This is a genomic window from Klebsiella sp. JB_Kp031 (assembly GCF_040064295.1).
In the GTDB taxonomy this organism is placed as follows: domain Bacteria; phylum Pseudomonadota; class Gammaproteobacteria; order Enterobacterales; family Enterobacteriaceae; genus Klebsiella; species Klebsiella quasipneumoniae.
In genome coordinates this window covers 63,554-83,167 of the sequence record NZ_JBEAJW010000034.1, presented here as the reverse complement: position 1 = coordinate 83,167, position 19,614 = coordinate 63,554, and the positions used below count along the sequence as shown (strand labels likewise).

Below are 19,614 nucleotides of genomic sequence, written 5' to 3'. Positions count from 1 at the left end.
GGGCAAGATATCAGGCACGGTACCTGTAATTTCGCCGGGTGGCGGCTGTCGCCTTGCCCGGCCTAGAGGGCCCTCTCACAGGCTCATCCCCCGTAGGCCCGCACAAGCGCAGCGCCACCGGGCAAGATATCAGGCACGGTACCTGTAATTTCGCCGGGTGGCGGCTGTCGCCTTATCCGGCCTACGGGGCGCTCTCACAGGCTCATACCCCGTAGGCCCGCGCAAGCGCAGCGCCGCCGGGCATGAGGAAATTTACTTCCCGGCTTCCGGATGCGTATCGAAAGCCGCCATCACCGCCGCCAGCGCCGCTTCGCTGAAGCCATGTTTAGGATCGTCCACGCCCAGGCCGAAGCGGGTTTGCAGCCCTTCGTACAGCGCGGAGACATCGGCAAAATCGACCTTCTCCACCACGTGGTTATTTTCCCAGTGGGTAAAGTGGAAATTGGTAAGGGTCATTTTGCCGCCGTCCGGCAGATGACGACACATCAGCAGGTGGTGACGAAAGTGTGACTGCGGCCAGTGCGCCGACCAGAAGTTACCCATCACATAATCAGACGCATACTGGCGACCTAAATCGAAATGGTACATCGACTGCCAGTGCTCGTGATGGTTGAACTGCAGCGTCCACTCATCCCCTTCATGCACCAGACGATAGCTGCCATGCGGCGTCTGCTGCGGGATATCGGCCAGCAGCTTAATCGGCGCGGTCAGCGTCTGGCCGCCGAAGCCAACGTCGGCGATCCAGCGCTCGCCCGCCACTTCCACCAGCAATAAACGATGGGTGCGCGGCGGCATCTGCGGCGGATTGGCCAGCACCACCCGGCCAAGCAGGCTGCGGACGTTAAAGCCTATTTCGCGTAGCGCGCGCTCCAGCAGGCCATTTTGTTCAAAACAATATCCCCCGCGTCGGCCGGCGATCAGCTTCGCTTCCAGCGCCAGGTCGTCAAGATGGATCTCGCGCGGCAGCAGGACGTCGAGGTTTTCGAAAGGGATAGCGCTGTTATGCTGCAGATGCAGTTGGCGCAAGGTATCAATAGAAACATCAGGCTCTCCCGTCCAGCCCAGACGGGAAAAATAGGCGCGTAAAAAGGGACTCATCAGGGTCTCCAGCTGTTGGTGTCCGACATTTATAGCCTATATTCCCGCGCCGACCCTCTTTTTTGTGCGCTTGTCGTTAACCGCGCGTGCTGCGCTGCATCAGCGCCAGCGCCGTCAGCATCAGGAGCAGACCGGTCAACAGCGTCAGGCTGGCCATCGCCATGCCCTGACCAACGGATCCCTGTTCGAACTGGCGCCAGATAAACACCGCCACGGTCTGCGTGCCGGCGGGCGCCAGCAGCAGCGAGGTCACCAGCTCCCGGGACGCCACCGCAAACACCATCAGCATCGCCGCCAGCAGCGCCGGAAAGACCAGCGGCAGAACAATTAGCCGCAGCGCCTGCAGCGGCGATGCGCCGTGGACCCGGGCGGCGGGCTCAAGATTGGGGCCGAGTTGGCGCAGCGCGCTGCCGACATAGCGCACCGGCCAGGGCAGCAGCAGGCAACAATAGGAGAGCAGCAGCATCCACAGCGTGTTGTAGGGCGAGCGCGGCCAGAAGGGCTGGTTCCACAGCAGGATCAATCCCACCCCCACCACCACGCCCGGCAGCGCCGCCGGCATCAGCGACAGCGCATCCACCACCCCGCGCCCTTTGATCTTCTGCACCATCACCAGCCAGGCGGCCAGCAGCCCCAGCGCGCCGACGATCAGCGCCGAACCTAGCGCCAGAGACAGGCTGACGCCGAGGGCCGACAGGGCATCGCCCTGCTGGTCGAATAGCGCCGCGAAGTGACGCAGCGTGACATTCTCCAGGCTGACTCCGCCCGAGAGGGTGCCCATCAGGCTGGTGAGCATCATCGAGACGGCGGGGACCCCGACCGCCAGGCCGCCGACGGCCGCCATCGCCAGCAGCGCGGGCAGCGTCATCCAGCCCAGCGACGTCCCACGGTTTTCTCCCGGTTTGCCGGTGACGCTGGTGACCTCCTTCTCCCCCACCAGCCGCGTTTGCAGCCACCAGGCGAACAGCGCTACCGTCATCAGCAGCAGCGACAGCAGCGCGGCGCCGGTAAGGTCCACCGGCCAGTCGGCCAGCTTTTTCTCAATGCCCACCGTCAGCATCACCACTCCCGCCCGGCTGCCCAGCGCCGCCGGTACGCCAAACTCCTCGATGGCGAGAGTAAACGCCAGCAGCATCCCCGCCGCCAGCGCCGGGGAGAGCATCGGCAGCGTCACGTGCCAGAAGGCGCGCCAGGCGCTGGCGCCATGGACCCGGGCGACCATCGCCAGCCGTTGCCCGCTCGCCAGCAGGCTGCGGGAAACGGCAAAGTAGACCACGGGAAAAATATTAAAGGTCATCACCAGCACGATCCCGCTGCGGCTGAATAGCAGATCGTTTAGCTGCCAGCCGGTCAGCTGCTGCAGATAGCCCTGGCGTTGCAGCGCCAACATCCACGAGAGCGCCGAGATATATGGCGGCGTCAGAAAGGGGATCAAAAACAGCAGGTCCCATAGCCGGGGCAGCGGCAACGAAAACATACCGCGCAGAATGCCGAGCGGCAGGCCAATGAGGACGCTGGCCAGCGCCACGCCGCCGGCGATCCACAGCGTACCGCCGAGCATCGACATCAGCTGAGGGTCCGCCAGCAGCGGCGAGACGCCGCCAAAGGCGTCATGGAGCGAACCGGCGCTAAAATGGGGAAAAATTGCCTGCAGCAGAATAAACAACAGCGGTAACGCGACCAGCAGCGTCAGGGCAGCAAGGGTCACGCCGGAAAGGAATTTTTGTTTCACAGCGGTTCCTGAAACGAAGCGTTCTCCGGCGGCCAGCGCCGGAGAATCGTGTCAATTATTGGGCATACAGCTGACTGAAGCGGGTCAGGACGGCGCTACGCTCGCTACTCCCCTCGCCGCTGGTGGGCAAGACCTTCAGCGCGTCCAGCAGCGGGCGTTTAGCGGCCACATCGCGGCGAGCGGGCATCAGCCAGGCGTCGGCGACCCGCGCCTGACCTTCCGGCGACAGCACGTAATCGATAAAGGCTTTGGCGTCGTCGGCATGCTGGCTGGTTTTGAGGATCATCATCGGGCGTGGGGCAATCACCGTCCCGCTGGCCGGGAAGATCACCTTCAGCGACTCGCCCTGCTGAATATTGCCGTAGGAGACATAATCCACCGCGCCGAACACCGCCGCTTTCGCCCCCTGCATCACCGGCGTCACCGCCTGGGCGTTGGGGCCGCTGACCACCATGCCGTTCTTTTTCAGATCGTCAAACAGCTGCCAGGCCTGGTCGCCCATGCTGTTTTGCAGGCCAATCAGCAGATCCAGCGACGCGCCGGAGAGCGCCGGGTCAGGCGTCGTCACCTTATCTTTAAACGCCGGCTGGGTGAGATCCCGCCACTCTTTCGGCTCCGGAGTGCCGCTTTTGCTGTTCCAGACGATGCCAAGCGCCGAGACCCCCTGGGCGATATAGTCCGCCGATTTCAGATTAGCCGGTACCTTGTCGGCATTGGCGCTGTGAAAAGGCAGCAACCAACCCCGCTGGTGCAGATCCTCCGCGGTATCCCATGAAGCGGAGATCAGCACATCCGCCTGTGGGTTGGCCTGCTCGGCCTCCAGACGGGCCATCACTTTGCCGGTGGTGGCCTGGAAAACGGTCACCTTCACCCCGGTCTGTTGTTCAAAACCGCTGGCCAGGCTTTTCGCCAGCGAGCCAGGGCCGGCGGTGTAAACGGTCAGCGCATGGGCGCTTGAGAGCATCATGGCGGAGAGAGCCATCGCGAGTACCACTCCTTTCTTAACGGTCATAACGGTGTTCATACAACGTCCCCTGAGGTTGGCGTAACGGCGCGGACAGCGGCCACGCGGCCCGCGGATAAATGGACTATCCGGTCGGCTAACAGCTCGGCTTCACGGCGGTCATGGGTAACATACACGGCGGTGATGCCGAGCTGGCGCAGCAGGCGGCTCATTTCGCCACACAGCGATTCGCGCAGTTCGCTGTCCAGGTTGGAGAGCGGCTCATCAAACAGCAGCACCCGCGGCGCGGCGACGATCGCCCGCGCCAGCGCCACCCGCTGCTGCTGGCCGCCGGAAAGGCCTGAAGGTTTACGTTCGGCAAAGCCGTCGAGGCCCACCCGCGCCAGCGCCTCGCTCACCCGGCGCTCGCGTTCGGCGCGGGCAATGCCGCGCATGCGCAGCGGAAAGGCGACGTTCTGCGCCACGCTCATATGCGGCCAGAGGGCGTAATCCTGGAAAACCATGCCGATATCGCGTTGTTCCGGGGGCAATCCCCAGCCTGCGCGGGCCACCAGCCGATCGCCAAAGCGGATTTCACCGCTGGCCGGCACGCTCAGCCCCGCCAGCAGGCGCAGCAAGGTGCTTTTGCCGCAGCCGGACGGGCCCAGCAGCGCCACAATGCTGCCGGGTTCGATATGCAGCGAGAAGCGATCGAGAATGGGGGTCTCTGCGAAGGCGAATGAGACCGCCTGCAGAGTGATAGGGGTCAGCGCGCGCATTGTCGCCCTCCCTTGCGGGAAAGCAACCCCTGCCCGGCGGTCGACATCCGACGGGACGCGCTCACCTGGGATAACATCAGGGGAGCCAACATATTGTGATCCTCTTTGGGACTTTGTGCTGGCGACTATAGTCAGACGAGATGACGTATTGATTACATTTTCATTGCGGCTTAACGTATTACCCGCCAACCGACCCATTACTCAAGGAACGCCTATGAGCCGCTTTCGCCACGTGGAACTGCAGTATGCCAGCCGCCTGCTCAACCACGGCCCGACCATTTTGATCACCAGCTACGACGCTGCGTCCGACCGGCGCAACGTCATGGCCGCCGCCTGGTCGATGCCGGTGGAATTCGCCCCGCCGCGGGTGGCTATCGTGGTGGATAAAAGCACCTGGACGCGGGAAATCATCGAGCGCAACGGCACCTTCGGCATCGTGGTTCCCGGCGTGGCCGCCGCCAGCTGGACCTACGCCGTCGGCAGCGTCAGCGGCCGCGATGAAGACAAATTCAATGCTTACGGAATTCCGGTGGTGACCGGTCCGGAGCTGGGACTGCCGCTGATCGAGGAGAAGTGTCTGGCATGGATGGAGTGCCGTCTGCTGCCGGCGACGGCGGCCCAGACCCAGTACGACACCCTGTTCGGGGAGGTGGTGTCTGCCGCCGCCGATGAACGCGCATTCGTCACCGGACGCTGGCAGTTCGACGACGATAAGCTCAATACCCTGCATCATCTTGGCACCGGCAATTTTGTCGCCAGCGGTCGTCATGTGCGGGCAAACTCCCTCGACGAATAAGCGTGACCTGCCGCGGGTGGCAGATTTTTCCCCTGCCCGGCCTGCGGCCCCCCTTTTAACCCGGTGGGCGGCGGCGATCGGCGCTTGGGGTCAGGCCAAACACTTTTTTATACAGGGTGGTAAAGTGGTTGCTGTTGGCGAAGCCGCACAGATAAGCCACTTCGGTAATGGTCATCTCCGTTTCGCGTAATTTGACCCGCGCGGAGACCAGTCGCAGACGTTTCAGATAATTATCCGGCGTTAATCCGGTGGCCTCTTTAATATGGCGAAACGCCGTGCGGGTGGTGAGATGAAATTGCTCCGCCAGCTGCTGCCAGTTATGTTCTTCGAAACAGTGCTCCTGCAGCCAGGTGAGTAATTTATGCAGTTTATAGCAGGTGCTGCTATATTCGGCTTCCGACTCGGCTGTGAGAATGGTGGTCACCAGCTGGAAAAAGAGAGACTCCCGTTGCGGGGTATTATCCGCCGCCCTCAGCGCCGGGGAAAATATCTTTTCCACCAGTTCCCGACAATAGCTGCGGGTCTCCGGTGCCAGCCAGCCATAGCAGGCGGCGCGCTGCGCCGATAATTGCTGCAGCAATCCCTCCATCTGCTGTAAATAGCGAAAGGCCACCGCCGGATTAATTAAGACATTAATCAACTTCAGCGTCCCCAGCTCATCATAATAGTGGACATCGCCAGGCTGGACATAAAATACATCGCCCTGCTGGATATACAGCGGGCGGCCATTAATAACGTGTAATCCATGCCCCTCCTCGACGATCACCAGCTCGGCAAACTCGTGGCCATGTTCCTGGCTATTATCTTCCGGGTCGCTGGCGTACATGCCGAGCTTATCCTGGGGGTGGGTGAAATAATACTCAACGGTCAGTGTCATCATTACAGCAAATCCTGAACAGCCTGGTGCGCAGGGGCACGATAATCTATTCCGGCCCTCGGCACGCGCCCGATGTGCGGATTTGTGATCGCCAGCGCCCCCACCTCATTATTCCTGCCATTTTCACTGACGGTTTGGCATTGCCAGAGTGGTGGTGCCGCCGGACGACGGCCTATGCTGCGCCTAACCTAATGGAGAGGACGCAGTATGTCACAGGCAATTCAATACAATTCCAGTGTGGCGATGACCCGCCATCCGCATTTATTAGAGCGTGCGGCCGCCCTAACGCCCGCGCTACATCGTCAGCGCCAGGCGCCGCAGGCCATCGTCGAGGCCGTCGCCGATCCGGCGGCGCTGAACGGCTGGCGGGGACACACCGTCTGCACGCCTGAGCAGTTTTATCAGCAGCCGCTTCGCGTCGGCGACAGCATTATCATTGACTTTGGCAGCCATTTTGTTGGCTACCTGCAGTTCAGCTGCCGCAGCGTCGGCAGCCCGCCGGATGCCCCGGCCCATCTGCACTTCACCTTCGGCGAAACGCTGAGCGAAGTCTGCGAGCCGTTCAGCGAGTACCAGGGGTGGCTGAGCAGTAGCTGGTTGCAGCAACAGGATCTGTGGCTCGACGTCCTGCCCGCCCGGGTTGACCTGCCGCGTCGCTACTGCCTGCGCTACCTGAAGGTGGAAATCAAAGCGCTGTCGCGCAAATTTCGTCTGCAGTTCGATGAGATAGCCCTGGAAACCGTTACCTCAGCCGGCAGCCCGCAGCCGGCGGTCATCGCCGATTCGGAGCTGAAAGCCATTGATGACGTCGCGGTTCGCACCCTGCAAAACTGCATGCAGGAGGTGTTTGAGGATGGGCCGAAACGCGACCGTCGGCTGTGGCTCGGCGACCTGCGCCTGCAGGCGCTGGTCAATGACGTGACCTTCGGCCACCACGATCTGGTCCGCCGCTGCCTGTACCTGTTTGCCGGCCATACCCGGGAAGATGGCATGGTCTCCGCCAATGTCTTTGTTCAGCCTGACGTGCGTGCCGATGACACATTTCTCTTTGATTATTCATTATTTTTTGTCGACGTACTCTATCACTACCTGCAAAGCACTGGCGACATGGAAACCGCCCGTGAACTGTGGCCCACGGCGCGACGGCAAATCGAGCTGGCGCTGACCCGCTGCGATCCCCAGGGTCTGGTGCGCGACAGCGATGACTGGTGGGTATTTATCGACTGGCAGGCAGAGCTGAATAAACAGTCGTCGGCGCAGGGGGTGCTTATCTACTGCCTGCAGCGTGCCCTCTGGCTGGCGCAGCGTGTTGAACCGCAGCGGGTAGCCGACTACACCGCTACGCTCGCGCAGCTGAAAGAGGCCGCCCTCCGCCACCTGTGGGACAGCGAGCGGCAGGTGTTTATCAGCGGCGCCGCGCGCCAGGTCTCATGGGCATCGCAGATCTGGCTGGTACTGGCGGAGGTTGGCACCGCCGGGCAGCGGCAAGCGCTGATGCGCCGCCTGCAGCAACATCCGCCCGCCATTGCCATGAATACCCCGTACTTGCGCCATCATCACATTGTCGCCCTGCTGCAATGCGGCCTGCGCGAGGAGGCGGTAGCGGAGATCAAGGCCTACTGGGGAGCGATGGTCGACTACGGCGCCGACACCTTCTGGGAAATTTTCGATCCGCAGCATCCTGACTTTTCCCCCTATGGCAGTAAGCTCATCAATAGTTACTGCCATGCGTGGAGCTGTACGCCGGCCTGGTTTATTCGCCAGTACGGACTTTAACAACAACGATAAGCGAGTGATTTATGGCAGAAACAACGTTTACCCTGTGGCGGCAGCGCCTTGGCTATGGCATTGCCGATCTCTCCTGCAACCTTGTGTGGCAGATGATCTCTCTGTATCTGATGTTTTTTTACACCGACGTGATGGGCCTCCCGGCCTATTATGTCGGGCTGATGTTCCTGGTCACCCGGCTGGTGGACGGCGTGGCCGACGTGCTGATGGGGCTGGTGATCGACAATACCGCCACTCGCTGGGGGCGCTGCCGTCCGTATCTGCTGATTGGCGCGATCCCCTTTGGACTGCTGTGTATTCTGGCCTTCTACGTGCCCGATTTCGGCACCACCGGTAAGCTGATCTACGCTTTTGTCACCTATTTGTGCCTGTCGTTTCTCTATACCCTCGTTAATATTCCATTCTGCGCCATGCTGCCGTTTCTGACGAACGACTCGCGAGAGCGCACGACGCTGTCGGCAGTGCGTATTCTGCTCGGCTCGCTCGGGGCGACCATTGTCGCGGTCGCCACTCTGCCGCTGGTTGGCGCGCTGGGGAAAGGCAATCAGGAGCACGGCTTCTTCTATACGGCGGTAGTTTTCGGCGTTATTGCCACCTTTTTTCTGCTGGTGAGCTTCCGGAACGTTAAGGAAAATATCAGCATTACTCAGGAGCGCATGACCTTAAAACGCGCCTGGGTCAGCCTGCGCGCCAATCGACCGTGGTTCGTCTTCGCCATCAACATTTTCCTGATGTGGGGCGCGTTTTTCTTTCAAACCGGGGCGCTGGTCTACTTCTTCCATTATTACGTCGGCAATAACGAACTCACGGCGGTCGTCGCCGGAATCTCCACCTTCGTTCCCCTGCTGGGCACCCTCACCGTGCCGCTGCTCGCCAGCCGAATGAAAAAGCGCCACGTGTATCTGGTCGCCAGCGCGATCAACCTGGTCGGCATGGGTATGATGATGGCGGCAGGCGTTAATAGCTGGGGTCTGGTTGCCGGAGCGGTCGTGTTATCGCTTGGCGCCGGACAGCGCACGGCAATTTACTTTTCCATGCAGGCCGATCCGGTGGATTACGGGGTATGGAAAACCGGCATCAATACCGCCGGCATTTTAACCTCCATCAACGGCTTTCTTGGCAAGGTGGCTATGGCGGGCGCAGGAGCCATTACCGGGGTACTGCTCTCATCCGCCGGTTATATCGCTAACCAGACGCAAAGCGACGGCGCGATGCTGGCGATAAAAGCCTGCTACCTCTATATCCCCGCGCTGCTGATTGTGGCCTCAATGTTGTGGATGGGTCGCTTCTACCGCCTCGACGACCAGTACGAGCAGATCCGCGCTGACCTTGACGCTGGACGCCGTGCGCCGTCGAACGCATCGTCTGTTGGTGGAGAAAACCACGCCCTGTAAGGCGCAGCACACCCTTCATACCTCTGAAAAAAATAAGGATTGATATGCGTATCTCTTTGATAAGCGCAGCGGTTTGCTGCGCCCTTTTTTCGGCTTACGGCGCGAGTGCGGCCCCACTCACTGTCGAGCAACGGCTGGCTCTGTTGGAGGCCCGGCTAAATCATGCGGAGCAGGAGGCGGGAGAAGCTAAACGCCGGGCGCAGCAGGCGGAGCTGCGCACCAGCGCCGCGGAACAGCGCGCGGCGGCAGCGGAAAAGCAGGTGCAGGCGCTCAGTCAGCGCACCGCAGCGACCGAGCAAAAGCAGCAGGACACCGACAAACAGTTGGCGAAAAGCAGCCTCAGCGATGGCTTCGAGTTCAACGCCTACGCCCGCTCCGGAATGTTAGTCAACAGCCACGGCAAAGGCGCCCGCGGCGGGCCAGGTATCTCCCCGGCCAGTTCGCTCAACGGCGATGCCCACGTCGGCCGTCTCGGCAACGAAAAAGATAATTACGCTGAGCTGAGCTTTGGCAAAAAGCTTACCTTCAACGATGGCTCATGGGCGCGCTTTAAGACCATGCTCGCCGACGGGGCCACCAACCCGGATCCGTGGGTTCAGGATAACGACAGCCACCATCTGAACATTCGTCAGCTGTACGTCGAGATGGGCGACTTCGCCGAGTTCACCGGGCCGTTAAAACGCGCCTCGATCTGGGCTGGCAAGCGCTTCGATCGGGATAACTTCGATATCCACTTTACCGATAGCGACATCATGTTCCTCGGTGGCACCGGCGGCGGGATCAATGATGTCGACTGGGGAAGCGGCCTGCGCGGCGATTATTCGGTGTATGCGCGTAACTTCGGCGACCTTGGCAGCGATAATTACGCGGATAATGACATCCAGAATCTGCTGTTCACCGCAAACCATTTTTACGGCAACTGGCAGCTGATGACCACGGTGATGACCGCCCAGGGCAACGATGACCTGAAAGATAATACCTCGACCACCGGGAGCTATGCCCTGCGCAGCGATAACACCGCCAAAAACGGCTACTACGCGATGCTGGCCCTCCACGACAAACAGCAGTTCTACGGCCTGGCGCCGGGGGTGTCGGAAAGCGCCCTGCAGTACGGCGTCGGGCTGGGCGCCGAAGCGCGTCAGCCGGGGAGCGATGGCGACCTGACCGAGAACGCGGCCTCCCTGCGCTTTGCGTCGTACGGGATCCTGCCGCTGGGGAAAAACTGGCAGCTGGCGCCGTCGGTGATAGCCCAGCACAGCGAAGACCGCTATCGCGACGGCGACCGCTACGACTGGGCGACGTTTAACCTGCGGGTATCGCAAGGGATCTCCGCTCACTTCGCCCTGCTGTATGAGGCCTCGTGGCAGTATATGGATCTCAATCCGAACGGGCGCAGCTATCGCTATAATGACAACGTTTATCAGTATCAGGCGGTGCGCGGTGATTTCTACAAGCTGACCTTCGCCCCCACCTTTAAAGTGGGCGATGTGTTTGATATCAAAGCGCGGCCGGAGATACGTTTCTTTGTCACGTGGATGAACTGGGATAAAGACCTGGATCGTTATGCGATCAACGATGATTTCGGCAGCAAAGGCTTTACCGCTGGCGGGACATGGAACTTCGGCGTGCAGACGGAGATTTGGTTCTGACCGAGCGTCACTGGCGGGCATCATGCCCGCCAGTGGCAATTACATGCTATAACCCGGCTTCTTAATCAACTGCGCCATCTGCGGGGCGATCTCACTATCCCACACCGCCTGCCACGCGTCCGGCTCAACCTGGGTGAGCGCGACGCTGACCGCGCTCTCTTTGCTGTTCAGATGACGGATCAGCACCTCGGTAATGTCGGCGGCCAGTGCGGTTTTTTGTTCCTCAGTCAGTTCACGGGGAAAACATTTAATATCTACATGCGGCATAGCAAAGACTCCTTGTGGTCAGAGCCATAACGCTACCACACAATGGCCGTTATGGTTGGCATCGCGTGCGTTAAATCAGCTTGTTACGGCGCAGCGTCGCGGCCAGCTCCGGTCGCTGGTAGACCGCCTGGGCGACGGCGGCGAATTTTGGCGCGTGGTCGTCAAACCACGCCTGCCGCGGCCCCCAGCTGTACATCGCCGCGATATAGCAGTCCAGGAGGGTAATCGACGCGCCCAGCGCCCACGGCCCGGCGGCCAGTTGCTGTTCGAACCAGAGATAGAGATTGTTCCGGTACTGGCGACAATTCTCCACCAGCTGCTCCGCCGCGGCGGGCGCCCAGCGTTCCGGATAGTCGGCATAGGTAAAGGTAGGATAGACATTAGCCACCAGCCAGACCAGCAGGCGCTGAAACTGCTGACGCTGCGGCGTCCCCGGCGCGGGGGCCAGGTCAGGACGCTGGTCGAGGATCATCAGCGCGATGGCGGCGGTTTCGGTCATGATGTTGCCGTCGGCCAGCCTGAGGGTGGGCACCTGACACAGCGGGTTAATCTGCCGCAGGCGCTCGCGCGCCGGGCCGGGCTGGTCAAAGCCCTCAACGTCAACCACCTCGTAGGGAATATCGGCCAGGGAGAGCATCAGCTCGCTAATCGTCGAGCCCCATCCCGGCACGCCATAAACGGTAATCATGGTCTGCCTCCAGGATAAAGCCTAAGTGTAGGCAGAAAATTACCGCTCACCCAAACGGCATACCATGGCCCGGGTGGTTAGTAGGTGATCCCCGGCGGGTTGACCACCGACTGCGCCACCGCTTCGCCCTGCTCTCCCCAGCGCGCCAGCACCTGCTGATATTCACCACGGGCGATCGCCCCGTCGAGGGCTGCCTGCAGGGCAAAGACCAGGCCGTTACCTTTTTTAGTGGTCGTCGCCACCCACGCTTTTTTCGGCCCCAGGCCTACCACCCGGGTCTGGCCATTAAGGGCCGCTTTATAGGCGGCCACCGACTGCGGACCGAAAAAGATATCCGCCCGCCCGGACTGGATATAGAGGTTGCCGGAGGCATCATCGGTCAGGTAGACCGGCTGGGCCGGCGGCCGCCCGGCGGCCCGGTTGTCCTCATTCCAGCCCAGCAGGATCCGCTCCTGGTTGGTGCCGGACCCGACGATCACTTTGCGCCCGGCGAGGTCTGCGGGTCCGTTTACCGCGGCGATGTCGCTGGTGGATTTCACTGAGAAGGCCAGGGAGTCCACCCGGTAGGTGGCGAAATCGAACTTCTCTTTGCGCTTCTCGGTTACCGCGATATTAATCAGCGCAACATCGTAGCGGCCGGCGGCGATGCCCAGCGGCCAGTCCTCCCACGCGGTGGGCACCAGCCTGAGTTTCAGGCCAAGGCTTCCGGCCAGCAGGCGGGCCATATCCGGGTCGCTGCCGATCCGCGTGCGGTTGTCGCTGGCCAGCAGCGCCAGCGGCGGCGAATTGAGCGCCGAGATCGCCACCGTCAGCGTCCCCGGCTCGACGAAGCGATAGCCCGGCGGAATTTTCGCTATCGCCTGCGGGTCGCGGGTGACCGGCAATGGCTGCTCATTGGCGCGCAGATCCAGCGCCGCGTGAGCGTCCAGCGCCAGGGCGCTGAATACAAGGGTCGCTATCGCTCTGTTCATGACGGCAGCACCCTGGATAAAAACTGCCGGGTACGCGGATGCTGCGGATGGTTGAGCACCTCGTCGCTGCTGCCCTGCTCGACGATCCTGCCGTCGACCATAAACACCACCTGATCGGCCACCTCGCGGGCAAAGCCTACCTCGTGGGTCACCACCACCAGGGTGGTGCCGGAGCGCGCCAGCTTTTTGATCACATCCAGTACCTCGCCCACCAGCTCCGGATCCAGCGCCGAGGTGGGCTCATCAAACAGGATCACCCGCGGGTCCAGCGCCAGCGCCCGGGCAATCGCGATACGCTGCTGCTGGCCGCCGGAGAGATGCCGCGACCAGGCGTCGGCTTTATTGCGCAGGCCGACGACGTCCAGCAGCTCCCAGGCACGGGCAATGGCCTCTTTGCGCGTGACCTGCTTGTGGGCGATCGGCGCCTCAATCAGGTTCTCCAGCACCGTCAGGTGCGGAAACAGGTTAAAGTTCTGAAACACGTAGCCGACGTTGATCCGCTGGCGGAGGATCTCCTTCTCTTTCATCTCATACAGCTTGTCGCCTTTGCGGCGATAGCCGATATAGTCGCCATCAATCTGAATAAACCCCTCATCAACGCGCTCGAGGTGATTAATGGTGCGCAGCAGCGTGGACTTGCCCGAACCGGAAGGGCCGAGGATCACCGTCACCGTGCCCGGAAGTATCTCCAAGGACACATCGTCCAGCGCTTTGTGGCGGCCATAGTATTTGCTGACGCCGGTGATAGAGATATGGCCATTACGAGAGCTGGGCATGGACGGCCTCCTGGGGCTGTGGTTGACGTGCGGGTTGATTCAGACGGCTGCTGCGGGCGCTGTTCACCGCCGAGCGGCGCTCGCTGCGCGCCAGTCCACGTTCCACCAGGTACTGAATGGCGGAGAGAACGCTGGTGATCGCCAGATACCAGGCGGCGCCGACCATCAACAGCGGGATCACCTCCTGGGTACGGTTGTAGATCATCTGGATGGTGTAGAACAGCTCCGGCATCGCCAGGACATACACCATCGCCGTTCCTTTCGCCAGACTGATGATCTCATTGAAGCCGGATGGCAGAATGGTGCGCAGCGCCTGCGGCAAAATAATGCGCAGCGTGCGTCGCCAGGCGGGCAGCCCCAGCGCGGCAGCGGCCTCATACTGCCCATGGTCAACGCCGAGGAAGCCGCCGCGAATAATCTCCGCGGTATAGGCGCTCTGCACCAGGGTCAGGCCCACCACCGCCGTGGAGAATTGCCCCAGCACGTTTATCGTCTGGTAGCTGGCCCAGGTGACGCCGGTAAACGGGATCCCCAGCGACAGGGTGTCGTAAAGATAGGAGAAGTTGTAGAGAATGATCAGCACTACAATCAGCGGCAGCGAGCGAAACAGCCAGATATAGCTCCAGGCGAGGCTGCTGAGCAGCCAGGATGAGGACAAGCGGGCCAGCGCCAGCAGGCCGCCGAAGATCACGCTCAGCACCGTGCCGAGCAGGGTCAGAAGCAGGGTTTGTCCCAGCCCTTCGAGGATCACCGGGTCAAAGAACCAGCGGGCGAAGACGCCCCACTCCCAGCGCGGGTTGAAGGCCACCGACTGGATCACTACCGCCAGCACCAGCAGGGCCACCAGGGCTCCCACCACCCGCAGCGGATAGCGCGCCGGCACCACTTTTATCGTTTCAGATGTATGCATAATGCCTCCTCAGGCGCTGTGGCTAAAGGCGCTCACCGCCAGCGCTTTAGTGAACCGCAGCCGGCCATCGTAAGGCGGCTGACTGTACTCTTCCGGGTCTCGCGCGAGGTCAAACTGCGCCTCATACCCCTGGCTGAGATAGAGCTTTACCGCCTCCGGCTGGCGGAAGCCGGTGGTCAGGTAGATATGGCTGTACCCGGCCAGCACCGCCCGCCGCTCCAGCTCCTGAACCACTTTCGCCGCCAGCCCCTGCTGGCGCAGACGGCGGTGCGTCCAGATACGTTTGATCTCTGCGGTGTGGCGATCTTTCGGTTTATAAGCGCCGGTGGCGATAATTTCGCCCTCACGCTCAAGGACGATAAACAGCCCCTGCGGCGGCAAATACCACTCGCTCAACTCCACTTCCGCATCGCGGGAAAAATAGTCGCCGTAGCGGGCGGCGTATTCAGCAAACAGCCCGCTAATAATCGGCTGCAGCTCCGGTGCGTCCGGAGAAATATCGCGGAATGCTTCGCTCATCGCGCCTCCTGTCAGTCGCCCAGCCCGGGCGGGTTGATTTCCGATTGCGGTATGCTTTCCACCCCTTCGCCCCAGCGGTTAAGCACTTTGGCGTAGTCCCCGCTGGCGATAGCGCCGTTCAGCGCCGCCTGGACGGCATTCACCAGCCCGCTGTCTTTTTTCAGCGTTACCGCGATATGCGCCGCTTTCGGCCAGCCGCCATCGACGCTGCCCACCAGTTTGGTTTTGCCGGTCAGCGCCGCCTTCCATGCGCCAATTACGTTAGGGCCGAAAAAGGCGTCGGCTCGCCCGGTCTGCAGCGCCAGCGTCTGGGCGGCATCATCCTTGGTGTAAACCGGGGTAAACGGCTTCAGCCCCTTCTTGACGTTCTCCGCGTTCCACGCCAGCAGGATCGCCTCCTGGTTAGTACCGGAGCCGACGATAATCTTCAGCCCGGCGATGTCCTCCGCCTTGTCAATTTTGTTCAGCGGACTGGTGCTTTTGACGTAGAAGCCCAGCGAATCTTTGCGGTAGGTGGCGAAATCGAACTTTTCTTTTCGCTCTTTGGTGACGGTAATATTGCTGATCGCGGCATCATATTTGCCGGAGGTGACTCCCAGCGGCCAGTCTTCCCAGGAGGTGGGAACTACGTTCACCTCCAGCCCGAGACTCTCCGCCACCAGCCGGGCGATATCCGCCTCGCTGCCGAGCAGGGTTTTGTTGTCATCGGCGAAGACCGTCAGCGGCGGTGAGTTCAGGGCCGCCACCGCGACGGTGAATTTCCCCGGCACCGCCAGATGTAGATCTTTCGGCAACAGGGCAATGGCCTGCGGGTTTTTCGCTGTGTGAATCGGCGTTTTGTTGGCCTCCAGGCTTACCCCGGTGCCATTGATCTTGACGTCCTGTGCCCACGACGAGGCGCTAAATGCCAACGCGACGGCCAGCAAGAGTGTTGTTTTCTGCATAGCGTGATTCTCTTTTCTTATTTTTGGAATTGATTAGCGGGTAGCGCCAGGCCCAGACTTTCCCGCAGGGTAGTGCCCGGATAGTCGCGACGGAACAGACCGCGCGCCTGTAACAGAGGCACCACCTCGTCAACAAAGCGCGGGAAGGTTTCCGGCGTGCCGCCCTGAATGATGAAACCGTCCGCCGCGCGCTGTTCGAACCACAGCTGCAGGCCATCGGCGACATCGCTGGCGGTGCCGGTAAAGCGCGGACGTGGGCTCGCGGCCTCCAGGGCCACCTGGCGCAGGGTTAATCCCCGCTCGCGGGCGTGACGTTTAATCTCGTCGGTGGTGCTGCGGAAGCTGTTTTGTCCCAGGTCGCCAATATCCGGGAACGGTTCATCAAGCGGGTACTGCGAAAAATCATGGTGTTCGAAATAGCGCCCAAGATAGTTCAGCGCATCCTCGATGGAAACCAGCGCCGCGGTAGTCTGGTACTGACGTTCCGCATCCTGGGCGTCATCCCCGACGATGACGCTGACGCCCTGGAAGATATGCAGTTGGTCCGGGGTGCGCTGATATGCGCTGAGTTGGCTTTTGACATCCTGATAAAATGCCTGCGCCTCGGCCAGCGATTCCTGATGGGTAAAAATGGCATCGGCGTGGCGTGCGGCTAATTTCTTGCCGTCGTCCGACGCGCCAGCCTGGAAAATAATCGGCCGTCCCTGTGGCGTGCGGGCAATATTTAGCGGCCCGGCCACTTTAAAGAAATCGCCATGGTGATCGAGCGTATGCAGTTTATTTTTATCAAAGAACTGGCCAGTCTCCTTATTGCGCACAAAGGCGTCCTCTTCCCATGAATCCCATAAGCCTTTCACCACCTGCAGATATTCATCGGCAATGCGATAGCGCAGCGCATGATCCGGATGCTGGGCCCGGGAGAAGTTTTTCGCCGACCCTTCCAGCGGCGAAGTGACCACGTTCCAGCCTGCCCGCCCCTGGCTTAAATGGTCAAGGCTGGCGAACTGTCGGGCGGTGGTAAACGGCTCGCTGTACGAAGTGGATAAAGTCCCCACCAGCCCCAGCCGCCGGGTAACCGCGGCCAGCGCGGAAAGCACCGTTAAGGGCTCGAAGCGATTTAAAAAATGGGGAATCGATTTTTCATTAATATATAAACCGTCGGCGACAAAAATAAAATCCAGCTTACCCGCTTCCGCTTTTAACGCCGTCTCTGTAACAAAATCAAAATTAATACTGGCGTCGGCCTGGGCCGCCGGATGACGCCATGCGGACATATTTCCCGATGCACCATGTAATATGGTTCCCAGACGCAATTGTCGATTTTCAGACATAGCTACCCCTTCCCCTGCCATCCGTTAAATGTGTTGTAACGCTTCTTCCGCGAGCCGGGCGAAATAATGTGCCGCGGGTGCAATCAGCCGTTCATCCGGATTAAATGCCGGATGGTGCAGACCATATTCGCTGGCGCTGCCGATGCTGACGAACGCCCCGGGAATATGCTGAAGATAGACCGCAAAATCTTCGCCACCGAGATGCAGATCGGCGTGGTGAGTGCGATACCCGGCCTGAGCTGCCACCTCGCTGGCGAAGTCGGCCCAGCGGGCGTCGTTGACCAGCGCCGTCGGGCCGGCGTACCAGAAGACGTCAATCTGCGCGCCAAAAGCGCTGGCGAAACCGGCCGCGATCTCGCTGACCCGGGCCTTGACCCGCTGCTGCACTTCACTGCTGTGGGTGCGCAGCGTCCCCTCCAGTTCGACGCTCTCCGGCAGCACGTTCCAGGTATTGCCTCCCTGGACCCGCGTCACGCTGAGCACCACTGAGTCGAGGGTGTTCACTTCCCGGCTGGCCACGCTCTGCAGCACCGTCACCAGCTGGCTGGCCAGCAGGATCGCATCCTTTCCTTCATGTGGGCGGGCGGCATGCGCCCCCTTCCCGGTCACTTTGAAGACGAAGCGATCGACGTTGGCGTAGAACGCGCCGCCGCGGGTGGCAAATTCGCCCACCGGCAGGCCGGGCTCATTGTGCATACCAAAGATCGCCGACACGTCCTCCAGCGCCCCGGCGCGGATCAGGGTTTTCGCGCCGCCAAAATTTTCCTCCGCCGGCTGAAACAGGATCCGTACCCGCCCCGGGAGTTCCGCTTCCCGCTCCTTCAGCAGCAGCGCCGCCCCCAGCATCACGCTGGTGTGAATATCATGGCCGCAGGCATGCATCACCCCTTCATTTTGCGAGCGGTAAGGCAGACCGGTCGCCTCCTCGATGGGCAACGCGTCGATGTCCGCCCGCAGGGCAATCACCTTGTCGCCGCTGCCGACTTCGGCGACCAGCCCGGTTTTCAGATCGAAGGGCAGCAGAGTCAGCCCGCCGCTCTGCAGCCAGTCGCGGATCCGCGCGGTGGTGGCTACTTCCTGTAGGGAGAGCTCCGGGTTCTGGTGCAGCTCGCGCCGCCAGCTAATCAGTTGTTGTTCAAAGGACATTCAGCACCTCCTTGCCGTAGTGAGCCTGCGCCAGCAGGCGCAGGGAGCGCAGGCGCGCAGGCCCGTCGCTAATGGGGGTATCAATGATTAATTCATCCAGCTGATCTTCCGCCTGCAGCGCGTCAAGCCGGGCTTTAACCTGTTCGGGAGTACCGGAGATCAGTGAAGATTCGCGGCGGTGGATGCGTGTCGGCCGGCTGCCAGCCTGGCGGGCAAAGGCGACGGCCTGAGCCTCACTGCCGACGGTCACCCGCTGGCCGTTCTCCAGCTCGACGCCCCACACCTCGACCTGCTGCGCCAGCGCAGCGGCGGTGGCCGGATCGTCAGCCACCACCACCTGCACGGCGACGATCGCCTCACGCGGGCTGAGCTCGCGCCAGCGGTTGATCACCGTACGGCGCAGCGCGCTGTCGCCATTGAGATGGGCCGCAAACACGAAGTTCCAGTCAAGACGGGCGGCCAGTTCCGCACTCTCCAGGCTGGCACCGAGCAGAAATCCGTCGGCCCGGCGCGGCGGGATCGGCGTGGCGCGCAGGCTCTCCTCTCCCCCTGGCTCAGTCAGTGACAGCCAGTTATCCAGCTGCGCCAGCTGATCGGCAAAGGTCCCTTTCTCCTCCTGATGCAGGCCCTGCTGCAGGGCGCGGGTGGAGAGCGGCAGGCCGCCAGGCGCCTTGCCCACCCCGAGATCGATGCGACCCGGCGCGAGGGCGGCCAGCAGGTTAAAGTTTTCCGCGACTTTATAGGGGCTGTAGTGCTGGAGCATGACGCCGCCGGACCCGAGGCGAATGCGCCGGGTGTGGCCCAGCAGCCAGGCGATAACCAGCTCCGGAGAGGGGCTCGCCAGCTGATCGGTATTGTGGTGTTCGGCGACCCAGAAGCGGTGATAGCCCCAGGCTTCGGCGTGTTGCGCCAGCGTTAATGTGCGCGCCAGCGCCTGCGCGGCGGTTTCCCCGGCGGCAAGCGGACTTTTATCCAGGATACTGATTCGATAAGACATTTCGCAGGC

General features: G+C 61.4%; 17 protein-coding genes and 1 pseudogene. 4 read left to right on the top strand and 14 right to left on the bottom strand.

The window, feature by feature from the left end; all coding sequences use genetic code 11:
* Nucleotides 1-252: 252 nt before the first annotated feature.
* The 4 genes from nhoA to ABLV64_RS16260 all read right to left on the bottom strand — a co-directional run bounded on the left by nhoA (nt 253) and on the right by ABLV64_RS16260 (nt 4,552).
* Nucleotides 253-1,098, bottom strand: coding sequence for an N-hydroxyarylamine O-acetyltransferase (gene nhoA / locus ABLV64_RS16275; protein WP_004202712.1), 846 nt, complete (start codon nt 1,096-1,098; stop codon nt 253-255).
* 76 nt (nt 1,099-1,174) lie between these two features.
* The gene (locus tag ABLV64_RS16270) at nt 1,175-2,830 is read right to left on the bottom strand and encodes an iron ABC transporter permease (protein ID WP_004202714.1); all 1,656 of its coding nucleotides are present in this window, start codon (nt 2,828-2,830) and stop codon (nt 1,175-1,177) included.
* Nucleotides 2,831-2,885: 55 nt separating this feature from the next.
* A complete protein-coding gene (locus tag ABLV64_RS16265) occupies nt 2,886-3,854 on the bottom strand; it encodes an ABC transporter substrate-binding protein (RefSeq protein ID WP_023318383.1) in 969 nt (322 codons plus the stop codon).
* Nucleotides 3,851-4,552 carry an ABC transporter ATP-binding protein gene (locus tag ABLV64_RS16260; RefSeq protein WP_004202717.1) on the bottom strand — a complete coding sequence of 234 codons (702 nt, stop codon included), beginning with the start codon at nt 4,550-4,552 and terminating at the stop codon, nt 3,851-3,853. The genes ABLV64_RS16265 and ABLV64_RS16260 overlap by 4 nt, the downstream gene beginning before the upstream one ends.
* 214 nt (nt 4,553-4,766) lie before the next feature.
* Between ABLV64_RS16260 and ABLV64_RS16255 the strand changes: the two genes are divergently transcribed.
* Nucleotides 4,767-5,348, top strand: coding sequence for a flavin reductase family protein (locus ABLV64_RS16255; RefSeq protein ID WP_032456131.1), 582 nt, complete (start codon nt 4,767-4,769; stop codon nt 5,346-5,348).
* 55 nt (nt 5,349-5,403) lie between these two features.
* On the opposite strand, the gene ABLV64_RS16250 is transcribed toward ABLV64_RS16255, so the two are convergent.
* Nucleotides 5,404-6,228 (bottom strand): helix-turn-helix domain-containing protein, encoded by an 825-nt coding sequence (locus ABLV64_RS16250; protein WP_348843376.1) that lies wholly within the window; start codon nt 6,226-6,228, stop codon nt 5,404-5,406.
* Nucleotides 6,229-6,432: 204 nt separating this feature from the next.
* Here ABLV64_RS16250 and ABLV64_RS16245 point away from each other — a divergent pair, with 204 nt between their 5' ends.
* From ABLV64_RS16245 to ABLV64_RS16235, 3 genes are read left to right on the top strand one after another with little or no spacing between them, the layout of a single operon-like run.
* A complete protein-coding gene (locus ABLV64_RS16245) occupies nt 6,433-8,001 on the top strand; it encodes a family 78 glycoside hydrolase catalytic domain (RefSeq protein WP_017900504.1) in 1,569 nt (522 codons plus the stop codon).
* Between the two features lie 23 nt (nt 8,002-8,024).
* Nucleotides 8,025-9,407: a glycoside-pentoside-hexuronide (GPH):cation symporter gene (locus ABLV64_RS16240; RefSeq protein ID WP_043519650.1), complete on the top strand. Its 1,383-nt coding sequence runs from the start codon at nt 8,025-8,027 to the stop codon at nt 9,405-9,407.
* A 44-nt stretch (nt 9,408-9,451) separates the two neighbouring features.
* On the top strand, nt 9,452-11,056 hold the full coding sequence (locus tag ABLV64_RS16235; protein WP_043519651.1) for a carbohydrate porin: 1,605 nt from the start codon (nt 9,452-9,454) through the stop codon (nt 11,054-11,056).
* Nucleotides 11,057-11,095: 39 nt separating this feature from the next.
* On the opposite strand, the gene pptA is transcribed toward ABLV64_RS16235, so the two are convergent.
* The 9 genes and pseudogenes from pptA to ABLV64_RS16190 form a co-directional block, all read right to left on the bottom strand.
* Nucleotides 11,096-11,323: a tautomerase PptA gene (pptA, locus tag ABLV64_RS16230; RefSeq protein ID WP_032456134.1), complete on the bottom strand. Its 228-nt coding sequence runs from the start codon at nt 11,321-11,323 to the stop codon at nt 11,096-11,098.
* A 70-nt stretch (nt 11,324-11,393) separates the two neighbouring features.
* A complete protein-coding gene (locus ABLV64_RS16225; RefSeq protein ID WP_099441472.1) occupies nt 11,394-12,011 on the bottom strand; it encodes a glutathione S-transferase family protein in 618 nt (205 codons plus the stop codon).
* 77 nt (nt 12,012-12,088) lie between these two features.
* Nucleotides 12,089-12,940: a transporter substrate-binding domain-containing protein gene (locus ABLV64_RS16220; protein ID WP_072140557.1), complete on the bottom strand. Its 852-nt coding sequence runs from the start codon at nt 12,938-12,940 to the stop codon at nt 12,089-12,091.
* 38 nt (nt 12,941-12,978) lie between these two features.
* On the bottom strand, nt 12,979-13,758 hold the full coding sequence (locus ABLV64_RS16215) for an amino acid ABC transporter ATP-binding protein (RefSeq protein ID WP_117131299.1): 780 nt from the start codon (nt 13,756-13,758) through the stop codon (nt 12,979-12,981).
* Complete coding sequence (locus tag ABLV64_RS16210; RefSeq protein WP_004202730.1) at nt 13,742-14,668, bottom strand: amino acid ABC transporter permease; 927 nt, start codon at nt 14,666-14,668, stop codon at nt 13,742-13,744. The genes ABLV64_RS16215 and ABLV64_RS16210 overlap by 17 nt, the downstream gene beginning before the upstream one ends.
* Before the next feature lie 9 nt (nt 14,669-14,677).
* Complete coding sequence (locus tag ABLV64_RS16205; RefSeq protein WP_004202731.1) at nt 14,678-15,187, bottom strand: GNAT family N-acetyltransferase; 510 nt, start codon at nt 15,185-15,187, stop codon at nt 14,678-14,680.
* An 11-nt stretch (nt 15,188-15,198) separates the two neighbouring features.
* A pseudogene (locus ABLV64_RS16200) lies at nt 15,199-17,462 on the bottom strand (NtaA/DmoA family FMN-dependent monooxygenase).
* A gap of 24 nt (nt 17,463-17,486) precedes the next feature.
* Nucleotides 17,487-18,608, bottom strand: coding sequence for a M20 peptidase aminoacylase family protein (locus tag ABLV64_RS16195; RefSeq protein ID WP_135721896.1), 1,122 nt, complete (start codon nt 18,606-18,608; stop codon nt 17,487-17,489).
* The gene (locus tag ABLV64_RS16190; protein WP_053810327.1) at nt 18,598-19,605 is read right to left on the bottom strand and encodes an LLM class flavin-dependent oxidoreductase; all 1,008 of its coding nucleotides are present in this window, start codon (nt 19,603-19,605) and stop codon (nt 18,598-18,600) included. The genes ABLV64_RS16195 and ABLV64_RS16190 overlap by 11 nt, the downstream gene beginning before the upstream one ends.
* Nucleotides 19,606-19,614: the final 9 nt, after the last annotated feature.

What these genes read in the sequence shown, in the direction of transcription:
- ABLV64_RS16225 (WP_099441472.1), bottom strand. Translation starts at nt 12,011, where the DNA reads ATGATTACCGTTTATGGCGTGCCGGGATGGGGCTCGACGATTAGCGAG.
- nhoA (WP_004202712.1), bottom strand. Translation starts at nt 1,098, where the DNA reads ATGAGTCCCTTTTTACGCGCCTATTTTTCCCGTCTGGGCTGGACGGGA.
- ABLV64_RS16255 (WP_032456131.1), top strand. Translation starts at nt 4,767, where the DNA reads ATGAGCCGCTTTCGCCACGTGGAACTGCAGTATGCCAGCCGCCTGCTC.
- ABLV64_RS16215 (WP_117131299.1), bottom strand. Translation starts at nt 13,758, where the DNA reads ATGCCCAGCTCTCGTAATGGCCATATCTCTATCACCGGCGTCAGCAAA.
- ABLV64_RS16265 (WP_023318383.1), bottom strand. Translation starts at nt 3,854, where the DNA reads ATGAACACCGTTATGACCGTTAAGAAAGGAGTGGTACTCGCGATGGCT.
- ABLV64_RS16240 (WP_043519650.1), top strand. Translation starts at nt 8,025, where the DNA reads ATGGCAGAAACAACGTTTACCCTGTGGCGGCAGCGCCTTGGCTATGGC.
- ABLV64_RS16190 (WP_053810327.1), bottom strand. Translation starts at nt 19,605, where the DNA reads ATGTCTTATCGAATCAGTATCCTGGATAAAAGTCCGCTTGCCGCCGGG.
- ABLV64_RS16235 (WP_043519651.1), top strand. Translation starts at nt 9,452, where the DNA reads ATGCGTATCTCTTTGATAAGCGCAGCGGTTTGCTGCGCCCTTTTTTCG.
- ABLV64_RS16250 (WP_348843376.1), bottom strand. Translation starts at nt 6,228, where the DNA reads ATGATGACACTGACCGTTGAGTATTATTTCACCCACCCCCAGGATAAG.
- ABLV64_RS16205 (WP_004202731.1), bottom strand. Translation starts at nt 15,187, where the DNA reads ATGAGCGAAGCATTCCGCGATATTTCTCCGGACGCACCGGAGCTGCAG.
- ABLV64_RS16260 (WP_004202717.1), bottom strand. Translation starts at nt 4,552, where the DNA reads ATGCGCGCGCTGACCCCTATCACTCTGCAGGCGGTCTCATTCGCCTTC.
- pptA (WP_032456134.1), bottom strand. Translation starts at nt 11,323, where the DNA reads ATGCCGCATGTAGATATTAAATGTTTTCCCCGTGAACTGACTGAGGAA.
- ABLV64_RS16195 (WP_135721896.1), bottom strand. Translation starts at nt 18,608, where the DNA reads ATGTCCTTTGAACAACAACTGATTAGCTGGCGGCGCGAGCTGCACCAG.
- ABLV64_RS16210 (WP_004202730.1), bottom strand. Translation starts at nt 14,668, where the DNA reads ATGCATACATCTGAAACGATAAAAGTGGTGCCGGCGCGCTATCCGCTG.
- ABLV64_RS16245 (WP_017900504.1), top strand. Translation starts at nt 6,433, where the DNA reads ATGTCACAGGCAATTCAATACAATTCCAGTGTGGCGATGACCCGCCAT.